The sequence below is a fragment of the Streptomyces sp. NPDC050504 genome (assembly GCF_044458065.1).
In the GTDB taxonomy this organism is placed as follows: domain Bacteria; phylum Actinomycetota; class Actinomycetes; order Streptomycetales; family Streptomycetaceae; genus Streptomyces.
The window spans coordinates 272234-294143 of record NZ_JBITHO010000001.1 but is presented as its reverse complement, the minus strand read 5'-3'; the positions used below and the strand labels follow the sequence as shown (position 1 = coordinate 294143).

21 protein-coding genes are annotated in these 21910 nt (G+C 72.0%); 10 read left to right on the top strand and 11 right to left on the bottom strand.

The features are described 5' to 3' along the window. Positions 1-7: 7 nt before the first annotated feature. Genes ACIBNE_RS01260 through ACIBNE_RS01250 form a run of 3 tightly spaced genes read right to left on the bottom strand, consistent with a single transcriptional unit; the run spans position 8 to position 2579 of the window. Positions 8-796 (bottom strand): amino acid ABC transporter ATP-binding protein, encoded by a 789-nt coding sequence (locus ACIBNE_RS01260; RefSeq protein ID WP_399268169.1) that lies wholly within the window; start codon positions 794-796, stop codon positions 8-10. Beyond that, on the bottom strand, positions 793-1698 hold the full coding sequence (locus ACIBNE_RS01255) for an amino acid ABC transporter permease (RefSeq protein WP_399269993.1): 906 nt from the start codon (positions 1696-1698) through the stop codon (positions 793-795). Before ACIBNE_RS01255 ends, ACIBNE_RS01260 begins: the two co-directional genes overlap by 4 nt. Before the next feature lie 2 nt (positions 1699-1700). Further along, positions 1701-2579: an ABC transporter substrate-binding protein gene (locus ACIBNE_RS01250; RefSeq protein WP_399268166.1), complete on the bottom strand. Its 879-nt coding sequence runs from the start codon at positions 2577-2579 to the stop codon at positions 1701-1703. 185 nt (positions 2580-2764) lie between these two features. Between ACIBNE_RS01250 and ACIBNE_RS01245 the strand changes: the two genes are divergently transcribed. From ACIBNE_RS01245 to ACIBNE_RS01235, 3 genes are all read left to right on the top strand, one after another. Beyond that, complete coding sequence (locus ACIBNE_RS01245) at positions 2765-3670, top strand: LysR family transcriptional regulator (protein ID WP_399268164.1); 906 nt, start codon at positions 2765-2767, stop codon at positions 3668-3670. Between the two features lie 101 nt (positions 3671-3771). Then, entirely contained in the window at positions 3772-4341 is a 570-nt protein-coding gene (locus ACIBNE_RS01240) for a cysteine dioxygenase (RefSeq protein WP_399268162.1), read from the top strand. After that, on the top strand, positions 4341-5420 hold the full coding sequence (locus ACIBNE_RS01235; protein ID WP_399268160.1) for a YeiH family protein: 1080 nt from the start codon (positions 4341-4343) through the stop codon (positions 5418-5420). The genes ACIBNE_RS01240 and ACIBNE_RS01235 overlap by 1 nt, the downstream gene beginning before the upstream one ends. A gap of 211 nt (positions 5421-5631) precedes the next feature. On the opposite strand, the gene ACIBNE_RS01230 is transcribed toward ACIBNE_RS01235, so the two are convergent. Next, positions 5632-6960: a 6-phospho-beta-glucosidase gene (locus tag ACIBNE_RS01230; RefSeq protein WP_399268158.1), complete on the bottom strand. Its 1329-nt coding sequence runs from the start codon at positions 6958-6960 to the stop codon at positions 5632-5634. A 73-nt stretch (positions 6961-7033) separates the two neighbouring features. On the opposite strand from ACIBNE_RS01230, the gene ACIBNE_RS01225 reads away from it, so the two are divergent. Both ACIBNE_RS01225 and ACIBNE_RS01220 read left to right on the top strand, forming a co-directional pair. Next, positions 7034-8950 (top strand): M64 family metallopeptidase, encoded by a 1917-nt coding sequence (locus ACIBNE_RS01225; RefSeq protein ID WP_399268156.1) that lies wholly within the window; start codon positions 7034-7036, stop codon positions 8948-8950. A gap of 68 nt (positions 8951-9018) precedes the next feature. Next, a complete protein-coding gene (locus tag ACIBNE_RS01220; RefSeq protein WP_399268154.1) occupies positions 9019-10494 on the top strand; it encodes a membrane-associated oxidoreductase in 1476 nt (491 codons plus the stop codon). A gap of 70 nt (positions 10495-10564) precedes the next feature. Here ACIBNE_RS01220 and ACIBNE_RS01215 read toward each other — a convergent pair whose 3' ends face one another. Together ACIBNE_RS01215 and ACIBNE_RS01210 are read right to left on the bottom strand one after the other, a co-directional pair. Continuing rightward, on the bottom strand, positions 10565-10774 hold the full coding sequence (locus tag ACIBNE_RS01215; RefSeq protein WP_399268152.1) for a DUF397 domain-containing protein: 210 nt from the start codon (positions 10772-10774) through the stop codon (positions 10565-10567). After that, on the bottom strand, positions 10771-11601 hold the full coding sequence (locus ACIBNE_RS01210; RefSeq protein WP_399268150.1) for a helix-turn-helix domain-containing protein: 831 nt from the start codon (positions 11599-11601) through the stop codon (positions 10771-10773). Before ACIBNE_RS01210 ends, ACIBNE_RS01215 begins: the two co-directional genes overlap by 4 nt. A gap of 105 nt (positions 11602-11706) precedes the next feature. On the opposite strand from ACIBNE_RS01210, the gene ACIBNE_RS01205 reads away from it, so the two are divergent. Both ACIBNE_RS01205 and ACIBNE_RS01200 read left to right on the top strand, forming a co-directional pair. After that, entirely contained in the window at positions 11707-12180 is a 474-nt protein-coding gene (locus ACIBNE_RS01205; protein ID WP_399268148.1) for a hypothetical protein, read from the top strand. A 163-nt stretch (positions 12181-12343) separates the two neighbouring features. Next, entirely contained in the window at positions 12344-12859 is a 516-nt protein-coding gene (locus ACIBNE_RS01200; RefSeq protein ID WP_399268146.1) for an NUDIX domain-containing protein, read from the top strand. A 91-nt stretch (positions 12860-12950) separates the two neighbouring features. Here ACIBNE_RS01200 and bglX read toward each other — a convergent pair whose 3' ends face one another. From bglX to ACIBNE_RS01180, 4 genes are all read right to left on the bottom strand, one after another. After that, on the bottom strand, positions 12951-15161 hold the full coding sequence (gene bglX, locus ACIBNE_RS01195) for a beta-glucosidase BglX (RefSeq protein WP_399268144.1): 2211 nt from the start codon (positions 15159-15161) through the stop codon (positions 12951-12953). An 87-nt stretch (positions 15162-15248) separates the two neighbouring features. Next, the gene (locus ACIBNE_RS01190) at positions 15249-16064 is read right to left on the bottom strand and encodes an SAM-dependent methyltransferase (protein WP_399268141.1); all 816 of its coding nucleotides are present in this window, start codon (positions 16062-16064) and stop codon (positions 15249-15251) included. Positions 16065-16185: 121 nt separating this feature from the next. Beyond that, positions 16186-16422 (bottom strand): DUF397 domain-containing protein, encoded by a 237-nt coding sequence (locus ACIBNE_RS01185; RefSeq protein WP_399268139.1) that lies wholly within the window; start codon positions 16420-16422, stop codon positions 16186-16188. Beyond that, entirely contained in the window at positions 16423-17283 is an 861-nt protein-coding gene (locus tag ACIBNE_RS01180) for a helix-turn-helix domain-containing protein (RefSeq protein ID WP_399268137.1), read from the bottom strand. 207 nt (positions 17284-17490) lie between these two features. Between ACIBNE_RS01180 and ACIBNE_RS01175 the strand changes: the two genes are divergently transcribed. The 3 genes from ACIBNE_RS01175 to ACIBNE_RS01165 all read left to right on the top strand — a co-directional run bounded on the left by ACIBNE_RS01175 (position 17491) and on the right by ACIBNE_RS01165 (position 20189). Beyond that, positions 17491-17958 carry an ATP-binding protein gene (locus tag ACIBNE_RS01175; RefSeq protein WP_399268134.1) on the top strand — a complete coding sequence of 156 codons (468 nt, stop codon included), beginning with the start codon at positions 17491-17493 and terminating at the stop codon, positions 17956-17958. Further along, entirely contained in the window at positions 17952-18374 is a 423-nt protein-coding gene (locus ACIBNE_RS01170) for a hypothetical protein (RefSeq protein WP_399268132.1), read from the top strand. The genes ACIBNE_RS01175 and ACIBNE_RS01170 overlap by 7 nt, the downstream gene beginning before the upstream one ends. Positions 18375-19109: 735 nt before the next feature. Further along, on the top strand, positions 19110-20189 hold the full coding sequence (locus ACIBNE_RS01165) for a terpene synthase family protein (RefSeq protein WP_399268130.1): 1080 nt from the start codon (positions 19110-19112) through the stop codon (positions 20187-20189). A gap of 62 nt (positions 20190-20251) precedes the next feature. On the opposite strand, the gene ACIBNE_RS01160 is transcribed toward ACIBNE_RS01165, so the two are convergent. Then, the gene (locus ACIBNE_RS01160) at positions 20252-21892 is read right to left on the bottom strand and encodes a cytochrome P450 (protein WP_399268128.1); all 1641 of its coding nucleotides are present in this window, start codon (positions 21890-21892) and stop codon (positions 20252-20254) included. Positions 21893-21910: the final 18 nt, after the last annotated feature.

Below are 21910 nucleotides of genomic sequence, written 5' to 3'. Positions count from 1 at the left end.
GGGCGCGCTATCCGGGGGCGAGGCGGCCCGACTCCACGATGCGCCGCAGGAAGCGGCGGGTGCGCTCCTCGCGGGGCGCGCCGAACACCTCGGCCGCCGTGCCGCGCTCCAGCACCCGGCCGCCGTCCAGGAAGCACACCTGGTCGGCGACGTCGCGGGCGAAGCCCATCTCGTGCGTGGCGATGACCATCGTCATGCCCTCGTCCTTCAGCCCGCGCACCACGGCCAGCACCTCACCGACCAGCTCCGGGTCGAGCGCCGCCGTGATCTCGTCGAGCAGCAGCAGCCGGGGCCGCACCGCGAGGGCGCGGACGATCGCCACGCGCTGCTGCTGGCCGCCGCTGAGCCGGTCCGGGTACTCCCCCGCCTTGTCGGCGAGGCCCAGGCGCGCGAGGAGTTCGCGCGCCCGCTCCTCGGCCGCGGCGCGCTGCGCCCGGTGCACGCGGCGCGGGGCGAGGGTGATGTTGTCGAGCACCGTCATGTGCGGGAAGAGGTTGTACGACTGGAAGACGATGCCGATGCCCCGGCGCACCTCGTCGGGGTCGACGCGCGGGTCGGTGATCTCCCGGCCGTCCAGGAAGACCGCCCCGTCGTCGATCTCCTCCAGCAGGTTGGCGCAGCGCAGCAGCGTCGACTTGCCGGAGCCGGACGCGCCGATGAGGGCCGTGACGGTGTGCGCGGGGACGTCGAGGGAGACGTCGCGCAGGACGGGTTCGGCGTGCTTGCCGAAGGTCTTGCGGACGTTCTCCAGACGCAGCACGGGGGTGCCGGGAGGGGTCTCGGCCGTGGCGCTCATGCGGTTCCTCCCTGGGTGCGCCTGCGGTCCGTGCGTGCGGTGACCCAGTCGGTGAGGCGGGTCATGGGGATGGTCAGCGCGACGAAGACCAGTCCCGCGACGACGTACGGCGTGTAGTTGAAGGACTTGCCCGCGAGGATCTGCGCCGCGTACACCGCGTCGACCGCGCCCGCGATGGAGACCAGCCCGGTGTCCTTCTGGAGCGAGACCAGGTCGTTGAGGAGCGGCGGCACGACGCGCCGCACGGCCTGCGGCAGCACGACGTGGCGCAGCGCCTGCCGGTGGGTGAGGCCCAGCGAGCGGGCCGCGGCGCGCTGGCTGGGGTGGACGGACTCGATCCCGGCGCGGAAGACCTCGGCGACGTACGCGGAGTAGGTGAGGACCAGCGCGGTGCCGCCGAGCACGACGGGGTCGGTGGTGACGCCCTGGAGCCGGAGCGCGGGCACGCCGAAGACGACCATCAGCAGGCAGATGATCAGCGGGAGTCCGCGGAAGAAGTCGGTGTACGCGGTGGCCAGCGCGCGCAGCGGGAAGAAGGCGGGGCCGCGCAGGGTGCGGGCGACGGCCAGCAGCATGCCGATGGCGAGGACGGCGGCGCCGCAGACGGCGAGGAGGCGGAGGTTGAGCCAGAGCCCTTCCATGACGAGGGGGAACGCCTCGCGGGCGTAGTCGGCGCTGAAGAAGGTGGCGCGGGTGCGCTCCCAGCCGGGCGAGTTGACGACGGCGAGGAAGAGGACGGCGCCGGTGACGAGGGTGGACACGGCGGCGATCGCGGTGGCGCGCAGGGCGCGGCGGCGCTTGTAGCGCTCGCGGTCGACGCGGCGCCGCGACGGTACGTAGGGGTCGGTGCCGGGCGGGTCCGGGGGGATCGGGTCCGGGGGGAGCGCGTCCTCCTTGTGCAGGCTCACTTGAGCACCGGGGCGTTCGCCGCGTCCGCGAGCCACTGCTTCTCCAGTTTCGCGAGCGTCCCGTCCGCGCGCAGGGAGTCGACCGCGCCGGTGACGCAGGCGGTGAGCGCGCTGCCCTTGTCGAGGACGAGCCCGAACTGCTCGCCGCCGGGGCCGCCGCTCTCGAACTGCCCGACCACCTTCGCCTCGGGCACTTCCGCCGAGGTGATGTAGAAGGCGGTGGGCAGGTCCACCACGATCGCGTCGACCTGGCCGTTCTTGAGCGCGGACTTGGCGAAGTCGTTCTTCTGGTAGACGGCCGGCTTCTTCGTCGGCTTGATCACGTCGTTGATCACGTCGAGGCTGGTGGTGCCGACCTGCGCGCCGAGCCTGACGTCCTTGAGGTCGGCGGGGGTCTTCGCGTTCGCGGCGGGCGAGTCCTTGAGGGCGATGACCGCCTGGCGCACGTCGTAGTAGCCGGAGGAGAAGTCGACGGCCTTCTTGCGCTGCTCGCTGATCGAGATCTGGTTGATGTCGAAGTCGAACTTCTTCGCGCCGGGCGCGACGGCGGAGTTGAACGGGACGGTCTGCCAGACGACCTTGTCCTTGGCGTAGCCGAGCCGTTCGGCGACCGCGTAGGCGACCGCCGCCTCGTAGCCCTTGCCGCCCGCCGGGTCGTCGTCCTGGAACCACGGCGCGTACGCGGGCTTGTCCGTGCCCACCGTGAGCCTGCCCGCCGTCCCGGTGGCGAGCGCGCCCTTGGCGCAGGCGGCGCCGGACGCGGCGGGGGTCTTCCCGGTCGCGCTCTCGGACTCCTGCGGGGCGCAGCCGACGGCGGCGGTGAGGAGGAGGAGGGCAGCGGCGGCGAGGGTCTTGAGGTGGTTGCGGTGCGGCATGGCGGGAGCCTGGCAGCGCGGGCGGCACCGTGTCGAGGGCTACCCGTTGCGATCTTGTGAAGTTCCCCGGGAACGGCTGCGGAAACCGCCGGGCCGCGTACCGGCCGCGTCCTGACCGCGTACTGGCCGAAAAGGCGCAGCCGGAGAACTGTTCGAGTACTCCAACATCCGCTTATGATTCTGCGGTGTTCGACTCGCGGCACATCAGGACTTTCCACGAAGTGGTCCGCACCGGTACCTACTCCGCTGCCGCCCGCTCGCTGGGCTACACCCAGCCCGCCATCACCCAGCAGATGAAGGCGCTCGAACGCTCGGTGGGCACGCCGCTCTTCACCCGCGTCGGCCGCCGCATGCGGCTGACCGAGGCCGGCGAGGCGCTGTCGCGGCACGCCGGGATCATCCTGGAGAACATCTCCACCGCCCAGCAGCAGATGAACGCGATCACCCGGCTCCGCTCGGGCCGGGTGCGGATCTGTGCCTTTCCCAGCGCCAGCGCCACGCTCGTGCCCGAGGCGCTGGCCCGGCTCGACGCGGGCCATCCGGGCATCCGGGTCGAGCTCCAGGAGAACGAACCGCCCGAGTCGCTGCACCGGCTGGTGCGCGGCGAGTGCGACGTCACGCTCGCCTTCACCTACCCCGGCCTGCACGAGGAAGTGCCGGACGAGGTCGAGGAGATACCGCTCCTGGAGGACCAGCTGACCGTGCTGCTCCCGGTCGGGCACCCGCTGGCCAGGCGCCGTTCGATCAAACTCACCGACCTCGCGGGCGAACGGTGGATAGCGGGGTGCCTGCGCTGCCGGGCCAATCTGCTGCACGAGTGCGCGGAGGACGGCTTCGCCCCGGACATCACGTTCACCACGGACGACAACCTGGTGGTGCAGAGCCTGGTGGCGGAGGGGCTCGGCATCGCGATGGTCCCGGCGCTGGTGCTGTCGTTCCTGTGCCACAAGAAGGTGGTGGGGCGCCCGCTGGACCCGGCGTCGCGGCGCCAGGTCTCGGCGTACGTCCTCCGGGAACACCTGCGGATCCCGGCGACCGCGCTCGTGCTGGAGCAGCTGAAGAAGGTCGCGGCGAACCGGGTCGGCTGCTGAGCGGCACCCGCGACGCACGGCGCGACGCATAAGCGCGGCTTCGCACAAGTCCAAGGAACCGTCGTTGGACGTGATGGATCGGCCGCCCCGACGCTGCTGGCATGACCACTCCGACCGCGTACCGCGCAGAGACGACCACCGCTCGCCTCGACGCCCTCGTCGCCGACATCCGGGACGCGGTCGGCCGGGGCCTGCCGCCCGACCTCACCGCCTACCTCGTCGGCGAGCGCCTCGCGCCGCACCTCGGCGCCGCCGACCTCCTGGCCGACGTGCAGTGCCAGGGCGACCCCGAGCGCTACCGCCAGCACCTGCTGCACGCCGAGCACGACGGCAGCTTCTCGCTCGTCGCGCTCGTCTGGCTGCCCGGCCAGCGCACCTCGATCCACGACCACGTCTCCTGGTGCGTCACCGGCGTCCACCGGGGCGAGGAGCACGAGCGCCGCTACCGGCTCGTCCCGGCCACGGAGACCGGCGGCGAGGCCAGGCTGGTCGCCACCGAGGACGTCGTCAACCCGCTCGGCGCGGTCTGCGGCTTCGCCCCGCCCGGCGACATCCACCGCGTCTGGAACGCGGGCCCCTCGCTCGCGATCTCGCTCCACGTGTACGGGGCCGACATCTCGCGCCTGGGCAGCAGCGTCCGGCGCGTGTACGAGCTGGAGGCGGACCGCTGATGGCGCTGCTCGACCGGCGGCCCTCGCGCGCGTCCGCCGCTCCCCCGCGCCGCACGCCCACCCCGGCGTCGCTGCTGCCCGTCCCCGCGCCAGGCGACCTGCCGGGGCTCGCGCTCGCCGCGCTCGGGGTGGCCGTCGCCTGGTGCGTGCACCTGCTGGTGCCTGCCGTGCCGATGCTCACGGCCGCCGTGGTGCTCGGCCTGACCGCCGCCCATCTGCCCGGGGCGCGCGAGGTGGTGCGGGGCACCGCCAAGGCGGGCCTGTCGTTCGCCGGGAAGCGGCTGATGCGCGTGGGCATCGTGCTCCTCGGGCTGAAGCTGAGCGCGGGCGACGTGCTGGGGCTCGGCTGGGCGACCGTGGCGATGGTGCTCGCGGTCGTCGCGGCGACGTTCTTCGGTACGTGGTGGCTGGGGCGGCGCATGGGGCTGCCCGGCGACCAGCCGCTGCTCATCGCGACCGGGTACTCCATCTGCGGCGCGTCCGCGATCGGCGCGATGAGCGAGGTCAACGACAGCGACGAGCGCGACACGGCGACGTCGGTGGCGCTGGTCACCCTCTGCGGCACGCTCGCCATCGCCGTACTGCCGCTGCTCCAGGGGCCGCTCGGGCTGGACGCGCCGGAGTTCGGCCGGTGGGTCGGGGCGAGCGTCCACGACGTGGGGCAGGTCGTGGCGACCGCGCAGACCGCGGGACCCGGGGCGCTCGGCGACGCGGTGCTCGTGAAGCTGATGCGGGTGGCGCTGCTGGCGCCGCTGGTCGCGGCGGTGGCCCTGTCGGTACGGGCGCGGCGGCGCACGGACGGGGGCGCGGCGGGCAAGCGGCCGCCGCTGGTGCCGCTGTTCGTCGCCGGGTTCCTGGCGATGGTGCTCGTACGGAGCACGGGGTGGCTGCCGGACGGGGCGCTGGACGCGGCCGGGGTCGGCCAGGAACTGCTGCTGGCCGCAGCGCTGTTCGGCCTCGGCAGCATGGTGGACCTGCCGCGCCTGTCCCGCACGGGCGGCCGGGTCGCGGCGCTGGGCCTGTGCTCCTGGGTGGTCGTGGCGGGAGTGTCGTACGCGGGGGTGCTGCTCACCGCGTGAGCGGAGGCGGGCGGTTCCGCCTACGGCGGGTGGTTCCCCTACCCGCCCCTTCCCGAAACCCTGCCGGGGGCGTCAAAGATCGCGCAGTTCCCCGCGCCCTTCAAGGGGCGCGGGGAACTGCGCGAAACGGGGGCTGGGGCAGCGCCCCAGTTTCGGGAAGGGGCGGGTAGGGGACCTGCCCCGCGCAGCGGGACCCCACCCCAAATCCGGCTCACCCCTTGAGGTACGCCAGCCCCGGGTGCACCTCCCGGTACCCCTCCACCAGCCGCCGCGCGACGTTCACCGAGTCGACCAGCGGATGCAGCGCGAACGCCTTCACCGCCGCCGCCCGCGACCCGCTCTCCGCCGCCGCCAGCACCTCCCGCTCGACCGCCTTCACGGCCGTGACGAGCCCCACCGCGTGGTACGGCAGCGGGGCGACGGACACCGGGCGCGCGCCCTTCGCGTCCACCACGCACGGCACCTCGATGACCGCGTCCGCGTCGAGCACGGACAGCGTGGTGCCGTTGCGGACGTTCAGGATCAGCGTGGCGCGCTCGTCGCGGGCGATGCCCCGCATCAGGGCCAGCGCCACCTTCTCGTACCCGCCGGACACCAGGTCGGCCTCGTCGCGCTCGCCCGCTCCCGACGCCTCGCGGTTCTCGGCCATGTAGGTGGCCTCCCGCTCCGCGAGCGTGCGCCGCCAGGACGCGAGCGACGCGGGCTCGGCGTAGAACCTCGACTGCTGGACGCGCAGGAAGGCGCCGCGCGTCAGCTCCGCCTCCCGGTAGGCGCGCACGGTCTCGCGGTTGAAGTAGTAGTAGTGCAGGTACTCGTTGGGGATCGCGCCCAGCGACTGGAGCCAGTCCGCCCCGAAGAGCCTGCCCTCCTCGAAGGAGCCGAGCAGCTCCCGGTCCGCGAGCAGCCGGGGCAGTTCGTCGCGGCCCTCCACGCGCAGCCCGCGCAGCCAGCCCAGGTGGTTGAGGCCCACGTAGTCGATCTCGGCGCGGTCCGGCGCCGCGCCCAGCAGGCGCGCGACGCGTCGGCCGAGGCCCACCGGCGAGTCGCAGATCCCGATGACCCGCCCGCCCAGGTGGCGCGCCATGGCCTCGGTGACCAGGCCCGCCGGGTTGGTGAAGTTGATGACCCAGGCGTCCGGCGCGAGCGCCTTGACCCGGCGGGCGATCAGATCCGCGACGGGCACGGTCCGCAGCCCGTACGCGATGCCGCCCGCGCCCACCGTCTCCTGGCCCAGCACGCCCTGGTCGAGCGCGACCCGCTCGTCGGCGGCGCGCCCTTCGAGGCCGCCGACGCGGATCGCGGAGAAGACGAAGTCGGCGCCGCGCAGCGCCGCGTCGAGGTCGCCCGTCGCGCTGACGGCCGGCGCGTCGGGCACGTCGGCCGCCTGGTCGGCGAGGACCCGGGTGATCGAGGCGAGCCTGGCCGGATCGGTGTCGTGGAGCGCGACCTCGGTGACGCGGCCCTCGGCGCGGTCGGCGAGCAGCGCCCCGTACACCAGCGGCACCCGGAAGCCGCCACCGCCCAGAATGGTCAGTTTCATGCCCTCACGTTACCCTCATTGGCAACTTCGGCCTCTTTACCGCCAGTTGGCCCCGGCCCTACGCTCCGCGGCCATGAGACCCCCGAGCAGATTCGCGCTCGCCGCCACCGCGGCGACGGCACTCCTGGCGGCGTGTTTCACCGCGCCGACCGCAGCGGCCGGCCAGGCCCCCAGCGCCACGACCGACAGGACCAGTCTCACCGATCTGACCGATCTCACCGACTCCGCGACCGTCGTGCCGATCCAGACCACGGGCCCGGCCGACAAGCGCTTCAACCTGGTCGTGCTCGGCGACGGCTACACCGCCGCCGAGCTGCCGAAGTTCCGGGCCGACGTCGAGAAGCACATCAACGTGCTGTGGAGCGCCGAGCCCTTCGCCTCCTACCGTTCGTACGTCAACGTGTGGGCCGTGGAGATCCCCTCCCCCGAGTCGGGCGTCGACTGCGACCCCTCGCTCACCGCCCCGCGCCGCGACACCCCGCTCGACATGGCGTTCTGGGGCGGCTGCGACGCAGGCAGCGTGCAGCGGGCGCTGACCGTCGACTCCGCGAAGGCCGCGGCCGTCGCGGACCTGGTGCCGGGCACGACGGGCGCCAACCGGCAGACCGTGGCCCTCGCCAACAGCACCACGTACGGCGGCACGGGCGGCACCTACGCCACCGCGTCCGGCGGCAACGCCCTCTCCGCACTCATCACCCCGCACGAGATAGGCCACTCGCTGGGCAAGCTCCAGGACGAGTACGACTACTACGGGCGCGGGGTGCCCGGCGGCACGTACACCGGCGGCGAGCCGTCCTCGCGCCACCACACGCTCCTCACCGAGGAGCAGATGCGGACCCAGCGCGCCAAGTGGTGGCGCTGGCTGGGCGAGGAGAGCCTGTCCGGCGGGACGATCGGACGCCACGAGGGCGGCATGTACGCCACCAAGGGCGTGTGGCGGCCCAGCAGGCACTCGATGATGAAGAGCCTCGGCTTCGACTTCGACCAGGTCGAGCGCGAGATCATGACCCAGGCGATTTCGGCCAAGGTCAACCTGGTCCAGGACCACACCCCGAACGCGGCGCCCGTGGGCGACGACCGCGCGCTGTGGGTGGACGTGCTGCACCCGGTGGGCGGCGAGCTGGCGACGTCCTGGACCGTGGACGGCCGGGCCGTCGCCTCGTCCGTGCGCACCCTGGACCTGCGGCGCCTGCGCCTGTCCCCCGGCCGCCACACGGTGACCGCGACGGTCACCGACCCCACGCCCTTCGTGCGCGATCCGGCGGTACGGGGTTCGGCGGCACTGACCCGTACGGTCACCTGGACCGTGGACACCGCGCTGAGCACGCCGCCCGTCGCCGCCCCGCCCGCGTTCACCGGCCACACCTCGACGGACGCGCCGGTCGGCGCGGAGTCGGTGGTGTACGCGGACACCACGCACCCCACGGGCGGCCCGTACCGGGTCCGCTGGGCGCTGGACGGCAAGCCGGTCGCCAACCCGGGCAACGACCGCGACCTGGACCTGGGCGCGCTGCGGCCGCGCGCGGACCGCGACCACGTGCTGACGGCACGGATCGCGGGCACGGACGAGACCCTGACGTGGCAGGTCGACGCGACGGCCGCGAAGGCGTCGTACGCCCTGTCGAAGCCGCTGCGCACGGTCGGCAAGCCGGGCCGGACGCAGGAACACGTGTACGACGGGCCGTTCACCATGAAGCTGACGGCGGCCGACGACCGCGCGGGTTACGTCGTCACGCAGTTCCGGGTGGACGGCGACGGCTGGTACACGTACTACGGCTGGCCGACCGACGCGGACGCGCCGTTCCTCTTCACCCCCAGCGGCACCGAGATCGACGGCCTGGTCTTCGGCAAGCTCGGCCGCTTCCGCGCGGTCCCGTGGGACGACGCGACGCCCGAGTACGGGCGGCACACGGTGGAGTACCGGACGATCGACTCGGCGGGGAACGTCTCGGCGGCCCAGTCGTTCCGGGTGCGGCTGATCCGGAAGTGAGCGCTCCGGGGCGGGCGGGCCGGGCACGGGTTGACGGCCCACCCGCTTCCGGGTGAGAGTCCCCGACGATGGAGATCACCGAACTCAGCTCCGCGGAGCGCCGGGTGTGGGAGGCCGTCCCGCGCGGCGAACCCGTGGACTTCCGCACCGGCAGCGGCGACGACCCGCTGGTCGACGGCCCGTCCTGGGGCCCGGAGCGCACCGTACGCGGCGAGGTGTTGCGCGCCCTGCTGCTCGCCGGGCCCGTGCACAACGGCGAAGTGCCACGGCTGCGCCTCGGGGGCGCCCGGATCAGCGGCGTCTGGAACCTCCAGTACGGCACGGCGCACTGCTCGGTACGGCTCTCGGGCTGCCACTTCGACGAGGAGCCGGTCCTGTACGGCGCGCAGTTCCAGCAATTGTCGCTGGTGCGCTCCGTCCTGCCGGGCCTGAGCGCGGCCACCGTCCGCGTCGACGGGGCGCTCAGACTGTCCGGCAGCAGGTTCCACGGCACACTCCGCCTGGGGGCCGCCTCGGTCTCCCGGCGGCTCTTCCTCGACGGCACGCACCTCGGCGGCGGTGAGGGCGGGGCGGACGACGGCACGGTCCTGAAGCTGAGTCAGGCGACCGTCGCCGACGACATCGTGGCGACCGGGCTCGTCGCGCACGGCGAGGTGCGGCTCAACGGCGCGACCGTGACCGGTCACATCGACCTCAGCGATTCCGAGCTGCACAACCCGTCGGGCACCGCCCTCCAGGCCAAGAACCTCTCCGTCGGCACCGACCTGCGCGCGATGCGGCTGCGCGCGAACGGCCGGATCAGTCTGCGCGGCGCACAGATACCGGGCCAGCTCAACCTGGCCTACGCGGCCCTCGCCAACCCCGACGGGGTCGCGCTGAGGGCCAGCGGTGCCGCCATCGGCGAGCTGTGGCTGCGCGAGTCCGTGCCGATCGAGGGCACGGTCAACCTCAGGCGCGCCCAGATCAATCTGGTGCACGCGGTGCCGTCGGTGTGGCCCGATCGGGTCCAGCTGGACGAGCTGACCTACCGTTCACTCGTCCCACACCTCCCCGCCAAGGAGCGGATCCCGCTCGTCGAACGCGACCTCGACGGTTACGTCCCCTATTCCTACGAGCAGTTGACCGCCGCGTACCGCCGCATAGGCGACGACGCGGCGGCCCGTACCGTCCAGCTCGCGAAGCAGCGCAGGCACCGCGCGACGCTGCCCGGGTACGCCCGGGTGTGGGGGTACGCCCAGGACGCGGCCGTCGGCTACGGCTTCCGGCCGGTGCGGGCGGCGGCGTGGCTCACCTCGCTGGTGCTGGTCGGGGCGGTCGCGTACGGGCTGCGCCCGCCGAAGCCCCTGAAGGCGGACGAGGCACCCGAGTTCAACCCGCTGTTCTACACGCTGGACCTGTTGCTGCCCATCGTGGACTTCGGACAGGAAAAGGCGTTCGCCCCTGCGGGGTGGTACCAGTGGCTGGGGTACGCGCTGATCGTGACGGGCTGGTTGCTGGCGACGGCGATCGCGGCGGGCGTGACGCGCACGGTGAGCCGCCAGTAGAACGGGCCCCGCCGTCCCGGAGGGAACGGCGGGGTCTTCGTCGCTGCTCTGCCGGTACCGCTGCGGAGAGTCAGACGGCGTCGAACTCTCCAGCCTTGACGCCCGCCACGAAAGTTGCGAACGAGTCGGCCGGGATGCTGAGAACCGGACCGGTCAGGTTCTTGGAGTCACGGACGGGGACCACGCCGCGCGTCGCGACGAGGTTTGCGGCGACCTCGATGCACTGGCCGCCGTTGCTGCTGTACGAGGACGTGAACCACTGCGGGTTGTCGGTCGTCACGATGTGCCCTTTCGCGCCTGTTCGATCATGGCCACGGACGCCGCCTGAGAAGCAGCTTCGGCCTGTAGCTGATGGTAGGCCGTCAACATGGGCTGTACGAACCGCAAATCCCGCTCCAGTCGCCCTTGCTGGGCAGACTCCGAGTACGCAATGTGAGACCGGTCAGGAAGGGTCAGGAGGGTGATCGGCAGGTCGAACGAACGCCGCTCGCCGAGCCCGAACGGCGCGACTTGGAGCACCGTGTTCGGTTGCTCGGCGAACGCGACGAGCTTGCTCAACTGGGCAGCCATGGCGTCCGCTCCGCCGACAACCCGCCGGATACAGCTTTCGTCCAACACCGCGTAGACGAACGGCGGGGGCGTCCGCACCAGGGACGCCTGCCGCTCGGCGAGATGGGACAGCCGTTCGTCCGCCTGCTGCTCCGTGATCGCACCTCGTCGTACAGCACCGGTGGCAATGGCTGCTGCGTACTCCGGAGTCTGGAGCAAGCCCGGAACGATACCGAGCTCAAAGAGTCTGATCTCCGTGGCCCGCACCTCCTGCTTCGCATACTCCGGAAACCCGTCGAGCAGTGCCGAGTTCTGTAGCGCGCTCACCATGCGCTGGAACCTGTCCCCCGTCCCGAACGCCCTGTCAGCACCTGCCGCGAAGCGGCTAGTTGGTGGGCGCCGACCAGTTTCCACGGCGGAAATGTGCGTTCCGGTGCACCCGATGCGTTCGCCCAACTCGTCCTGGGTCCAACCACGTTCGTCCCGAAGTTGCCTCAGACGCTGGCCGAACGCCGCCCCCGGCGACGTTTCGGGGTCCAGCACCTTCCGGTTCACCATGCAGATTTCCTAACTCTCCGAGCAAATACCGCAAGTTGATGACTTCCACTCTCTGGGACACGCTGGTTCTCCCCAGTAGCGATGGCGTTACGGAGAGGAGTGGCCGTGTTCGGCGAGGATAGGGCAGCCGAGACCGCGCAGCGGACGAGATACGACGAGTACCAGGCCGAAGTGGTCGCCACGGGTCCCGTGAACGGCAAGTGTGTTCGGGTCGTCCTCGCCACGCTTCGGACTCCGTACCTCGGGATCACGAGTCGGTGGCTGCTCGTTCAGGCCCACCGCATCGCGGACGGGCTCGACCCCGCCCCGGACGTCCGCTGGCTCGACCCCGAGCAGCGCGGTGCGCTGGTGACGAGCCCGGAGCTGAACCGGCTTCCGAGCGCCCCCGCGGAGTTGCGGGCCTGGTGTGCGAACCGGGTGGGTCAGCGGATGACGTACGACCGGTTGCGCTGCGGGCTGTCCGTCGTGATCACCGTGGCTGACCACACCGGGACGTACTCGCTGCGCGCCGTGCCCGTGGTCGGGCCGGCCCCCGAAACTCCCGTGCGCCCGGCCGCTGTCGCGGGGCACAGCCCGTGAGGCACGTGCGGAGCGCGCTGATCGCGGTATCGGTGTTCGCCGCGTGGGCGGCGGTCGGCTGGCTGCTGACCACGCCCCTCGTACGCCCCTGATCCGCCCGTCGACGTCCGCCCCTGTGGGGACTTCACGGGCACCCACCCTCCTCAAGAGAACGGACGAACCCATGACACACGCCGACATCGACCCCGCGAACCCGCCCGGACGCCGCCTCGGGGCCGTCGTCCTCGTCCGCGACCAGGACGGTTCCGTACTCCTGGTGAAGCCGACCTACAAGCACGCGGACAGCAAGCTCGGTTGGCAGCTGCCCGGGGGCGGGGCGCACGCGGGAGAGACCGTGGCCGCTGCCGCCGCACGCGAACTCTTCGAAGAGACCGGGCTCAAGCGGCGCATCTCCCACGCGCTGATGATCGACCAGATGCCCGCGAGCGAGGACGGCACCAGTGCCGAGGGCATCAACATCGTCGTCGACGGGGGCATCCTGACCCCGCAGGAAGCCCGCGCCGTACGGCTCCCCGAGAGCGCCGTCACGGAACTCTCCGCGCTGCGCTGGGTCCCCATGGGCGACCTGGACCGGCACGCACTCCCGTACCAGGCCGCCCGCATCCGCGCGGCCGCCCGCGCCTACGAGTTCGGGATGCGACTGCCGCTCTACCGGCGTGCCGAGCCCGCCAAGGCGTAGGCCCAGCGAAACGGGAAGAAGGAGCCGGGGACCCGAGTGTCCCGACGCGCGTGTTCCGCGCGGGAAGAAGGCGCCCCCGGGCAACGGCCCCCTACGTGATCCGTAGCCCCGCCCTGCCCCGCGCCGCGGAACTCGCGCCCGCGTACACGTCGACCTCCCCCGGCTCCACCACGAACACGCCCCGGGGATCGTTCGTCCAGAACCCCAGGTCCGCCGCGCCCAGCGCGAACCGCACCACCCGCTCCTCCCCCGCCTCCAACCGCACCCGTCGAAAGCCCCGCAGCTTCCGCACCGGCTGGACGAGGCTCGCCGCCTTGTCGTGGACGTACAGCTGGACCACTTCGTCGCCCGCCCGCGTCCCCGTGTTGCGCACGGCCACCGAGACCTCCACCTCCGCGCCGCCGCGCAGCGCCGCCGCCGACACCCGGTCCCAGCTCAGCCGGGGCCCGTCCACCTCGAAGGTGGTGTAGCTCAGCCCGTGGCCGAAGACGAACTGCGGACCGTGCTCCAGGTCCAGGTACGTGGAGGTGTACTTGTTCCCGGGGTCGTACGGCCGCCCCGTACTCTCGTGGTTGTAGTAGACCGGCACCTGCCCGACGCTCCGCGGGAACGTCACCGGCAGCTTCCCGCCCGGGTTCACCTCGCCCAGCAGGACGTCGGCGACCGCGTTGCCCGCCTCCGTGCCGCCGTGCCACGCCTCGACGACCGCGGGCGCCGAGTCGAGCCAGTCGCCGATCGTCAGCGGGCGGCCGTTGACCAGGACCACCACGAACGGCCTGCCGGTCCGAGCGACCGCCGCGATCAGCCGCTCCTGCGCGCCGGGCAGCGTCAGGTCGCTGCGCGCCGCCGCCTCCCCGCTGAGCGCCGCCGCCTCGCCGACGACCACCACGGTCACCTCGGCGGCCCGCACGACGTCGAGGGCCGCCGGGATCCCCGAGGTGTCCTTCCCGTCCGCGTCGACCCCGAGCGCGTACGTGACGTCCGCCCCGGGCAGCGCGGCCGCCAGGCCCTCACGCACGGTGACCGCGGGGGCCTTCTTCGCGGCGAAGGGGAACGCCCACGTCCCGAGCAGGTCCGTGGAGTCGGCGAACGGTCCGACGACCGCCACCTTCCGCACCGAGGGGGACAGCGGCAGCGCCCCGCCCTCGTTCTTGAGGAGCACGGCCGAGCGGGCCGCCGCGCTCCTGGCCGCGGCCCGCGCCCCCGGGGTGGGCGCCGAGACCGCCGCCTCCTCGTCGACGTACGGGTCGTCGAAGAGCCCCAGGTCGAACTTGAGGCGCAGGATCCGGCGCACCGCGTCGTCGAGCCGTTCGCGGGTCAGCGCGCCGCTCGCCAGCAGCCGCTCGCCGTGGGTCGCGACGTGGGTGCTGGTCATCTCCATGTCGACGCCCGCGCCGATCCCGAGCCGCGCGGCCTCGGCGCCGTCGGCGGCGAAGCCGTGCGGGACCAGCTCCTGGATGCCGGCCCAGTCGCTGACGACGGGGCCGTCGAAGCCCCACTCGCCCTTGAGGACGTCGGTCAGGGTGTGCCGCTCGGCGTGCGCGGGGACGCCGTTGAGGGTGTTGAAGGAGGCCATGACGGTGGCCACGCCCGCGTCGACGGCCGCCTTGAAGGGCGGCAGGTAGTGGTTGCGCAGCTGGGCCTCGGAGACGACGACGGTGTTGTAGTCGCGGCCTCCTTCCGCCCCGCCGTACGCGACGAAGTGCTTGGCGCAGGCGGCGACGCGGTCCTTGTCCTTGAGGCTGCCCCGGCCTTCGCCCTGGTAGGCCCTGACCTTGGCCGCCGCGAGGACCGCCGTCAGGTACGGGTCCTCGCCGTGGCCCTCGGCGATGCGGCCCCAGCGCGGTTCGCGGGTGACGTCCATCATCGGCGCGAAGGTCCAGTGGACGCCGTTGGAGCGGGCCTCGGCCGCGGACACCTCGCCGTCCGCGGCGGCGACCGCGGGGTCGAAGGCCGCGGCCTGGGCGAGCGGGATCGGGAACGTCGTCCAGAAGCCGTGGATCACGTCGAGGCCGAACAGCAGCGGGATGCCGAGCCTGGACTCCTCGACGGCGATCCGCTGGAGGTCGTTGCAGGTCCTGGCGCCGAAGACGGAGAGCACCGAGCCGAGCCGCCCCGCGCGGGCCGCCTCCACCGCCTCCCGTGTGCCGCTGCCGCCCGGCCCGGTGTCGTACGCCCAGGGCAGCTGCTGGAGCTGGCCCAGCTTCTCCCCCGGGGTCATGTCGCCCAGCAGCCGCTCGACGTCCGCGGCGACCGCGCCGCTCGGTGCGGCGAGGTCACTGCGTCGTCGTACACCACTCATGCATTCATCCTTTGAAGGAACTCTGTGATGAAGTGCGGAAAACCCTTACAAGGGTTGAGTGGAAGCTAGGTGTTTGTTACAGACGGGTCAAGAGATCTTGCGCGACACGCCCGCATAGACCGGAATCGTGTCGTCCCCCTCGTGCGCGGCCTCGTCGCCGATCTCCGGACGCCACTTGGCGCCCAGGACGACACCGGGCCCGGCCAGCTCGAAGCCGTCGTGGAAGGCGGTGACCTCGGCCTGCGAGCGCAGCCTGAGCGTGACGCCGCCCGCCGCGTACAGCGCGGTCGCCCGCTTGGCGCCCTCCGGGTCGAAGTCGCCCGTGACCTGCGAAAGGACCAGGTAGCTGCCGGGGGCGAGCGGCTCCATCAGGGTGTTGACCAGCTCGTACACCCCGTCGTCGTCGCCCAGGAAGTGGGTGAGGGCGATCAGCGAGAGCGCGACGGGCCGGTCGAGGTCCAGGACCTGCTTGGCGAGGCCGAAGATGGTGTCGGGGTCCCGGACGTCGGCCTGGACGTACTCGGTGACGCCCTGCGGCGTCGAGCGCAGCAGCGCCTCGGCGTGCCGCAGCACGATGGGGTCGTTGTCCGCGTAGACGACGCGGGCGTCCGGCGCGACCCCCTGGGCTATCTGGTGGAGGTTCGGCTCGGTGGGGATGCCGGTGCCGATGTCGAGGAACTGCCGGACGCCGCTCTCGGCGAGCCAGCGCGTCGCGCGGTGCATGAAGGCGCGGTTGACGCGGGCGATCTCCCGGCCGCGGGGCTCGACGGCGAGTAACTGGGCGGCCAGCTCCTCGTCGACCGGGTAGTTGTCCTTGCCGCCGAGGAACCAGTCGTAGACCCGTGCGGGGTGCGGCTTGGTGGTGTCGATCTCGTGGGCGGCGCGGTCCTGGCCTGCGGTCATAACGGGCTCCAAGGGGTCGTCGGGAGGAGGCGGGCGGGCCCGGTCACGGGCTGGGGACGGACGGTGTCGGGCACGGGAGCGGATGCGGTCGCGGGGCCCGCGGAGCGGACGGGTGCGGGCGTCACGTGAGCAGGAAGTCGGCCTGACCGGCCTTCGCGCCCTGAATGAAGGCGGCGATCTCGCCGTGGGTGTAAATGAGCGCGGGGCCGTCGGGGTCGGCGGACTGGCGGACCGCGACTCTGCCGTCGGCCAGCTTCATGGCCTCGACGCAGTTGCCGCCGTTTCCGCCGCTCCACGGCTTGTACCAGCCCTCGGAGCCGAGCTCCGCGGCGGGCATGCCGTTGTATATGCGATCCATTCACAGCTCCTTGCGGAAATCCCGGAGGATCTCCTTCGTGCGTTGTGCAGTGGCGGCCTGGGCCGCCATTCGGTCCATCACCTCTAGGTAGGCGGCGACCTCGGGGCGCGAGTCGAAGTAGACGGCCCCGGTCAGGTACTCGCTGTAGACCATGTCCTGAAGCTCGGGGACGGCGAACCTGAAGATCACGAACGGGCCGTACGTGCCGGGGTGGTGGCCGCTGCCGAACTCGGCGATCTGGAGCGTCACGTTCGGCAGCTCCGCCGATTCGAGCAGCCGGTCCGCCTGGGCCCGCATCTCGTCCGCCGTGCCGACGGTCCTGCGCAGCACCGTCTCGTCCATCACCACCCACAGCCGCGGGGCGTCCGCCCTGGTGAGCAGCGCCTGCCGCTCCATGCGCAGCGCCACGTGGCGCTCGATGTCCTCGGGGCTGGTGTGCCCCATGGAACCGGTGCGCATGATGCCGCGGGCGTACGCCTCGGTCTGCAGGAGGCCGGGCACGAAGTGCGGCTCGTACGTCCTGAGCAGCGAGGCGGAGCCCTCCAGGCTGACGTACATGGAGAACCAGTTGGGCAGGACGTCGTGGAAGCGCTGCCACCAGCCGGGCTTGTTCGCCTCCTCGGCCAGCTCCACGAAGGCCTCGGTCTCCGCGTCCGTGCCCCCGTAGGCGCCCAGCAGCAGCTGGACGTAGGGGATCTTCAGCGCGACCTCGGCCGTCTCCATCCGCCGGATCGTGGCAGGTGCCACCCGCAGGACCTTGGCGGCCTCCTCGCGGCTCAGCCCGGCACGCTCCCGCAGATCCTTCAGGCGCTTGCCGAGCACCACCTGGCCCACGGTCGGAGCGGACCGGGGTTCACTCACTTCTGACCTCCCCTACGCACAGTTGTGTCGCAGTCTGCCATGCGCCTCGGATCAAGGACACGGGCACTCTGCAATTTCCAGAGTGCCTCTTGCCAAGTGTCACCGACAGGGGGACAGTTGTCTGGAGTGAACTGGTTCACGCGGCTGCCGCGCTCCGCCACGGGGGAGCACGGCGCGGCAGTCGCACCCCCACTGTGAGGATCGGCTGTGCTTGGAAGTGCGCTCGGACCCCTGCGCGAGGAGATACGCCCCTGCGCGGAAGCCCGCCGTCACGGGTTCGATTTGCCGGCGCGCGCCGAGGCCGTGGCCCAGTCCCGGAGGATCCTCCGGGAGCAGCTGGTCCTGTGGGGACTGGACGAGGACTTCCGTGACACGGCCTGCCTCGTCATGTCGGAGCTGTTCACCAACGCGGTCGTACACACCGACGGCGACCGCGTCTTCGGTGAGCTGCTCTGCGGGGTCGACCGGCTGCGCATCTCGGTGCGCGACCTCGGCCTCAGGTTCGACGGCCCCCGGATGCGCGCCGCCACGGCGGACGGCGAGTGCGGACGGGGGCTCCTGCTGGTGGACGCGGTGAGCAGTGCCTGGGGGGCGCACGACGCGTCACCGGGTCCTGGCAGGGTGGTCTGGGCGGAGCTGGCCCACGGGGCGGGCGGAGCGGGGTGGTCATGCTGAAGGGCGCCATGTCTCATCTGGGGCTGTCCCGACTGGTCAAACAGCGGGAGCAGTACACGCGCCTGCCGCTGCCGCTCGCCCTCCCGGCCACGCTGGGCAGCGACGCGGTGGGGGTGCCCGCGCGCCACGGCGAGCGGCTGCTCGACCACCTGCCGAGGGCCGGCTGCGTCTTCGCGGACGCGGGCTGGTGGTGGTGGATCGTTCCTGCCGGGTCGGACCTCGACCTGGACTGGCCGCCGCCCGTGCGGTACTCGTCGGGGGCGTACGTGCCGCCGGGCTCGCCCCGGCTGGTCCACCCGTCGGACGGTGCGACGCCCTACACGCCGCCCATCCCGCTCTACCTCACCGTCTGCCAGGTCCTGGGCGCCGTACCCGCCTGGAACGCGGACAGCGCGGATGTGCTGCCCACCCGCTGACGCGGCACGCGCCCCGGGAGCGGCCCCGGGGCGACGCCCGGCGCCGCTTCCCGGGTCCGCGCACGGCGAAACGTCCCTTCCGCAGTCCGGCGCGCCGCCACGCGCCGTGACTCGCCTCCGCGCGCCCTCCGGCGGCCGTACGCGCACCGCGTCGCGCCCCGCGCCCGCGCGGAGGCGCCCGACCTCCACGGCACCCAACTCCCCGTGTGCGCGCGCCGGTTCGGCGCTCGCGAACACCCGGCGCGGCCGTCCGCCCCCGGCGTGAGATCGCTCACCCGGCGCGCGGGGCGCACGCTCCCCGGTTGAGCAGGACCTTCCCCGAAAGGCCAATGCCCCGAATAGGCCATTCGACTATTCACCCGCTCGTGCGCCTCTCCCCGGCTTCCGGGTTGAGTTCCTCCCGCACCCCCAGAACCCTGCGCAAAGACGCTTCGAACGCCTTCCGGGTGCCGTACGTCACCGCAGTCCCGCCGCTGCCGCTCGCCGCTCTCCGACCACGCGCCGAGCCGCACCCGAATGACATCGTTATGCAGACTATGAGCGGTTCTGTGGATCCGGGTCGACCGGCACTCCTTGCGATTGGGACTAGGAACTACCGCCCCGACCACCTAAATTGACTAGTCCGGACAGCGGGCGATCAATTCGAGCCAGCTGAAGGGCATTTGCATTGTTATTGATGGTCGGACATGGGCATATACGCTCCATTGCGGGGATCGCTGAACGAGGAGATCGATCATGACTGTTGCCTCGGAAAACCGCCTGGTCCAGCAGCTGCCGGTGGTGCCGTTCTACTGCCCGGTACCAACGGCCGTACATCCGTCGGCGCGGGTACTCAACGACATGACGGTCCATTGGATGCTCAGGCAGAAACTCGACACGGACGAGCTCCAGCGAAAGCGACTGGCGCGCGTCGACTTCGGCGGCCTGACCGCCTACACGATGCCCTACGGAAAGCTCGAACGGCTCTCCTTCATGGCCAAGTTCCACGCCGTGCTGTTCTCACTTGACGACGGCGTGTGCGACGAGGGCTTCGCGACCGCCGACACCATGGCACGGGAAACTTCCCGAATAGTACGGGGGATCGAAGCCCCCGCCGTACGCCTCACCGATGAATCGCCGCACGGGGCCGCGCTGCGCGCACTCCGGCTGGAGCTCGAACGATTCGCCACACGGCAGCAGTTGAGGCGCTGGACCGACGCCATGCGCGTCTACACCTCCGGGCTCGTCTGGGAGGCGTCCTGCCGACGCAGCCCCGGACTCCCCTCGCTCGACGACTACGTGACGCTCTGGATGCGGGCCATCGGCATGGCACCCTCCACCGCGATGATCGAGGTCATGGCCGGGTACGAGGTGCCCGACCACGACATGGAGGACCCCAGGGTGCGGGCCCTCACCGAGATCACCTGGACGCTGGTCAGTTGGGACAACGACCTCTACTCGCGCAACAAGGAACTGCTTCGGGCGGACGACAACCTCAATCTGATCGATGTCCTTTCGGAAGAGCTCAGCTGCGATCCGCATGACGCCCTCGAACGAGCGGTGGAGATGCGGGACCGCGTGATGGTGCTGTTCCTCCGGCTGCGCGACCAGGTGCTGCGCTACGCGAGCGACGAACTGCGGCGCTACATAAAGGGGTTGGGGCAGTTCATCAGAGGCCACCTGGACTGGGCCTCGCGCTGCCCGCGCTACTCCCTGCCCGCGAGCCCGATCACCGCGCCCGACCAGTGGTGGAAGCAGCGCCCGGCCGACGACAGCCGGGAGCCGCTTCCGATCCCCACGATCGCCTGGTGGTGGGACCAGCTCGACCGCACGTGACCACCGCGGACCGTACGTGAACACCGCGGACCGTACGGAGCGACCGCCGGTAGCGGCGCGGGTCAGTGACCGCGCAGCCACCGGGTGAGCGAGCGCCAGAGCCGCTTGGGCGCCGATTCCCCGCGCTGCGCGGGGATCCCGGCGACGGGCGGCACTGGCGCGTCCGGGCCCGGTGCGTACGGCTCGTGCGCGGGCCGTCCAGCCGGATCCTGCGCCGGTGCGTACTGTCCGGGCACCGGCTGTCCAGGGGTGAACCGCGCCGGTGGTACGGATCCGGGTCCGCCGTCCGCCGGAGCGCTCCCCGGCGTCCGCTCCCCGGCGGCGCCGGACCCCGCGCCCGGCCCGCCGGTCACGTGCCACGCCTCGGGCTTGCGCGGCGGGTGCGGCATGTGGGTCGGGGCGACGATGACGTCCTGCGGCGGCCGGGGGCCGAACTCCACCGGCAGTTCCTGGAGGTGACGGGACATCAGCGTGCTGGACCAGCGCAGCTCGTGCTCCTCGACCGAGAGCTCCAGGTCCGGCAGCCGCATCAGCAGCGCGTCGATGCCCGTGTCGGCGATGGCGCGCCCGATGTCCTGCCCCGGGCATTCGTGCGGGCCGCCGCTGAACGCGAGGTGCGAGCGGTTGCCCTGCATGTTGGCGCCGAGGTCGGGCCGCACCACCGGGTCCACGTTGGCCGCGGCGATGCCCACGATCAGCGCGTCGCCCGCCTTGATCTGCTGCCCGCCGAACTCCACGTCGCCCACCGCCCAGCGGCCGAGGATCGTGGTGAACGGCGGCTCGTCCCACAGGGTCTGCTCGACGGCCTCGGGCAGCGTCATGTGCCCGCCGCTGAGCTGGGCGCGGAAGCGCGGGTCGGTGAGGACCATGCGCAGCGCGTTGGAGATCAGGTTGGCGGTGGTCTCGTACGCGGCGATCAGCACCAGGCGCAGGTGCTGGGCGGCCTCGTCGTCGGTGAACCCGGCCTCGTGGTGCACGACCCAGCTGGCGAAGTCCTCCTGCGGCTCGGCCCTGCGGCGCTCCACCAGCCGGGTCAGCACCTCCATGACGTACGCGTTGCTCGCGATCGCCGTCTCGGTGCCCTTGATCATGTCGCGCGCGGCCTGCACCAGGCGTTCGTCGTACTCGTCGGCCATGCCGAGGATGTGGCACATCACCATCATCGGGAGGTGCTCGGCGAACTGGCTGACCAGCTCGGCGCGGCCGTTCTGGCAGAACTCGTTGACGAGCCGGTTGCTGCACCGGTTGATGGCGCGGCGCACCCCGCGGTGGTCGATGCGGGCGATGGAGTCGGTGACCGCGCCGCGCTGCCGTTCGTGCTCGGCGCCGTCCGCGAAGACGCAGATGGGCTGCCAGGTGAAGATCGGGGCGAGCGGGTTGTCCGGGGCGACCGTGCCGTCCTTCAGCCTGCGCCAGCGCCGCGCGTCCCGGGAGAACTGCGAGGGCGTGCGGGTCATGTGCAGGTTCTCGCTGTGGCCGAGGACCAGCCAGGCGGGCGCGTCGCCGCTCATCAGCACGGGCGCCACGGGGCCGTACTCGGCGCGCAGCTTCTCGTACAGGCCCATCGGGTCGTTGGCGTGCTCGGGGCCGTAGAGCCTGCGCAGTCCGCCGGGGCCGATGCCGCCGGCGCCGTGGGCCGGGCAGCCGGGGGGCGGCACCGCACCGCCGTCCGCGCCGGGGCTCGGGGTATGGGGAGTTGTCACGGTCTCTCACTCCAGGAT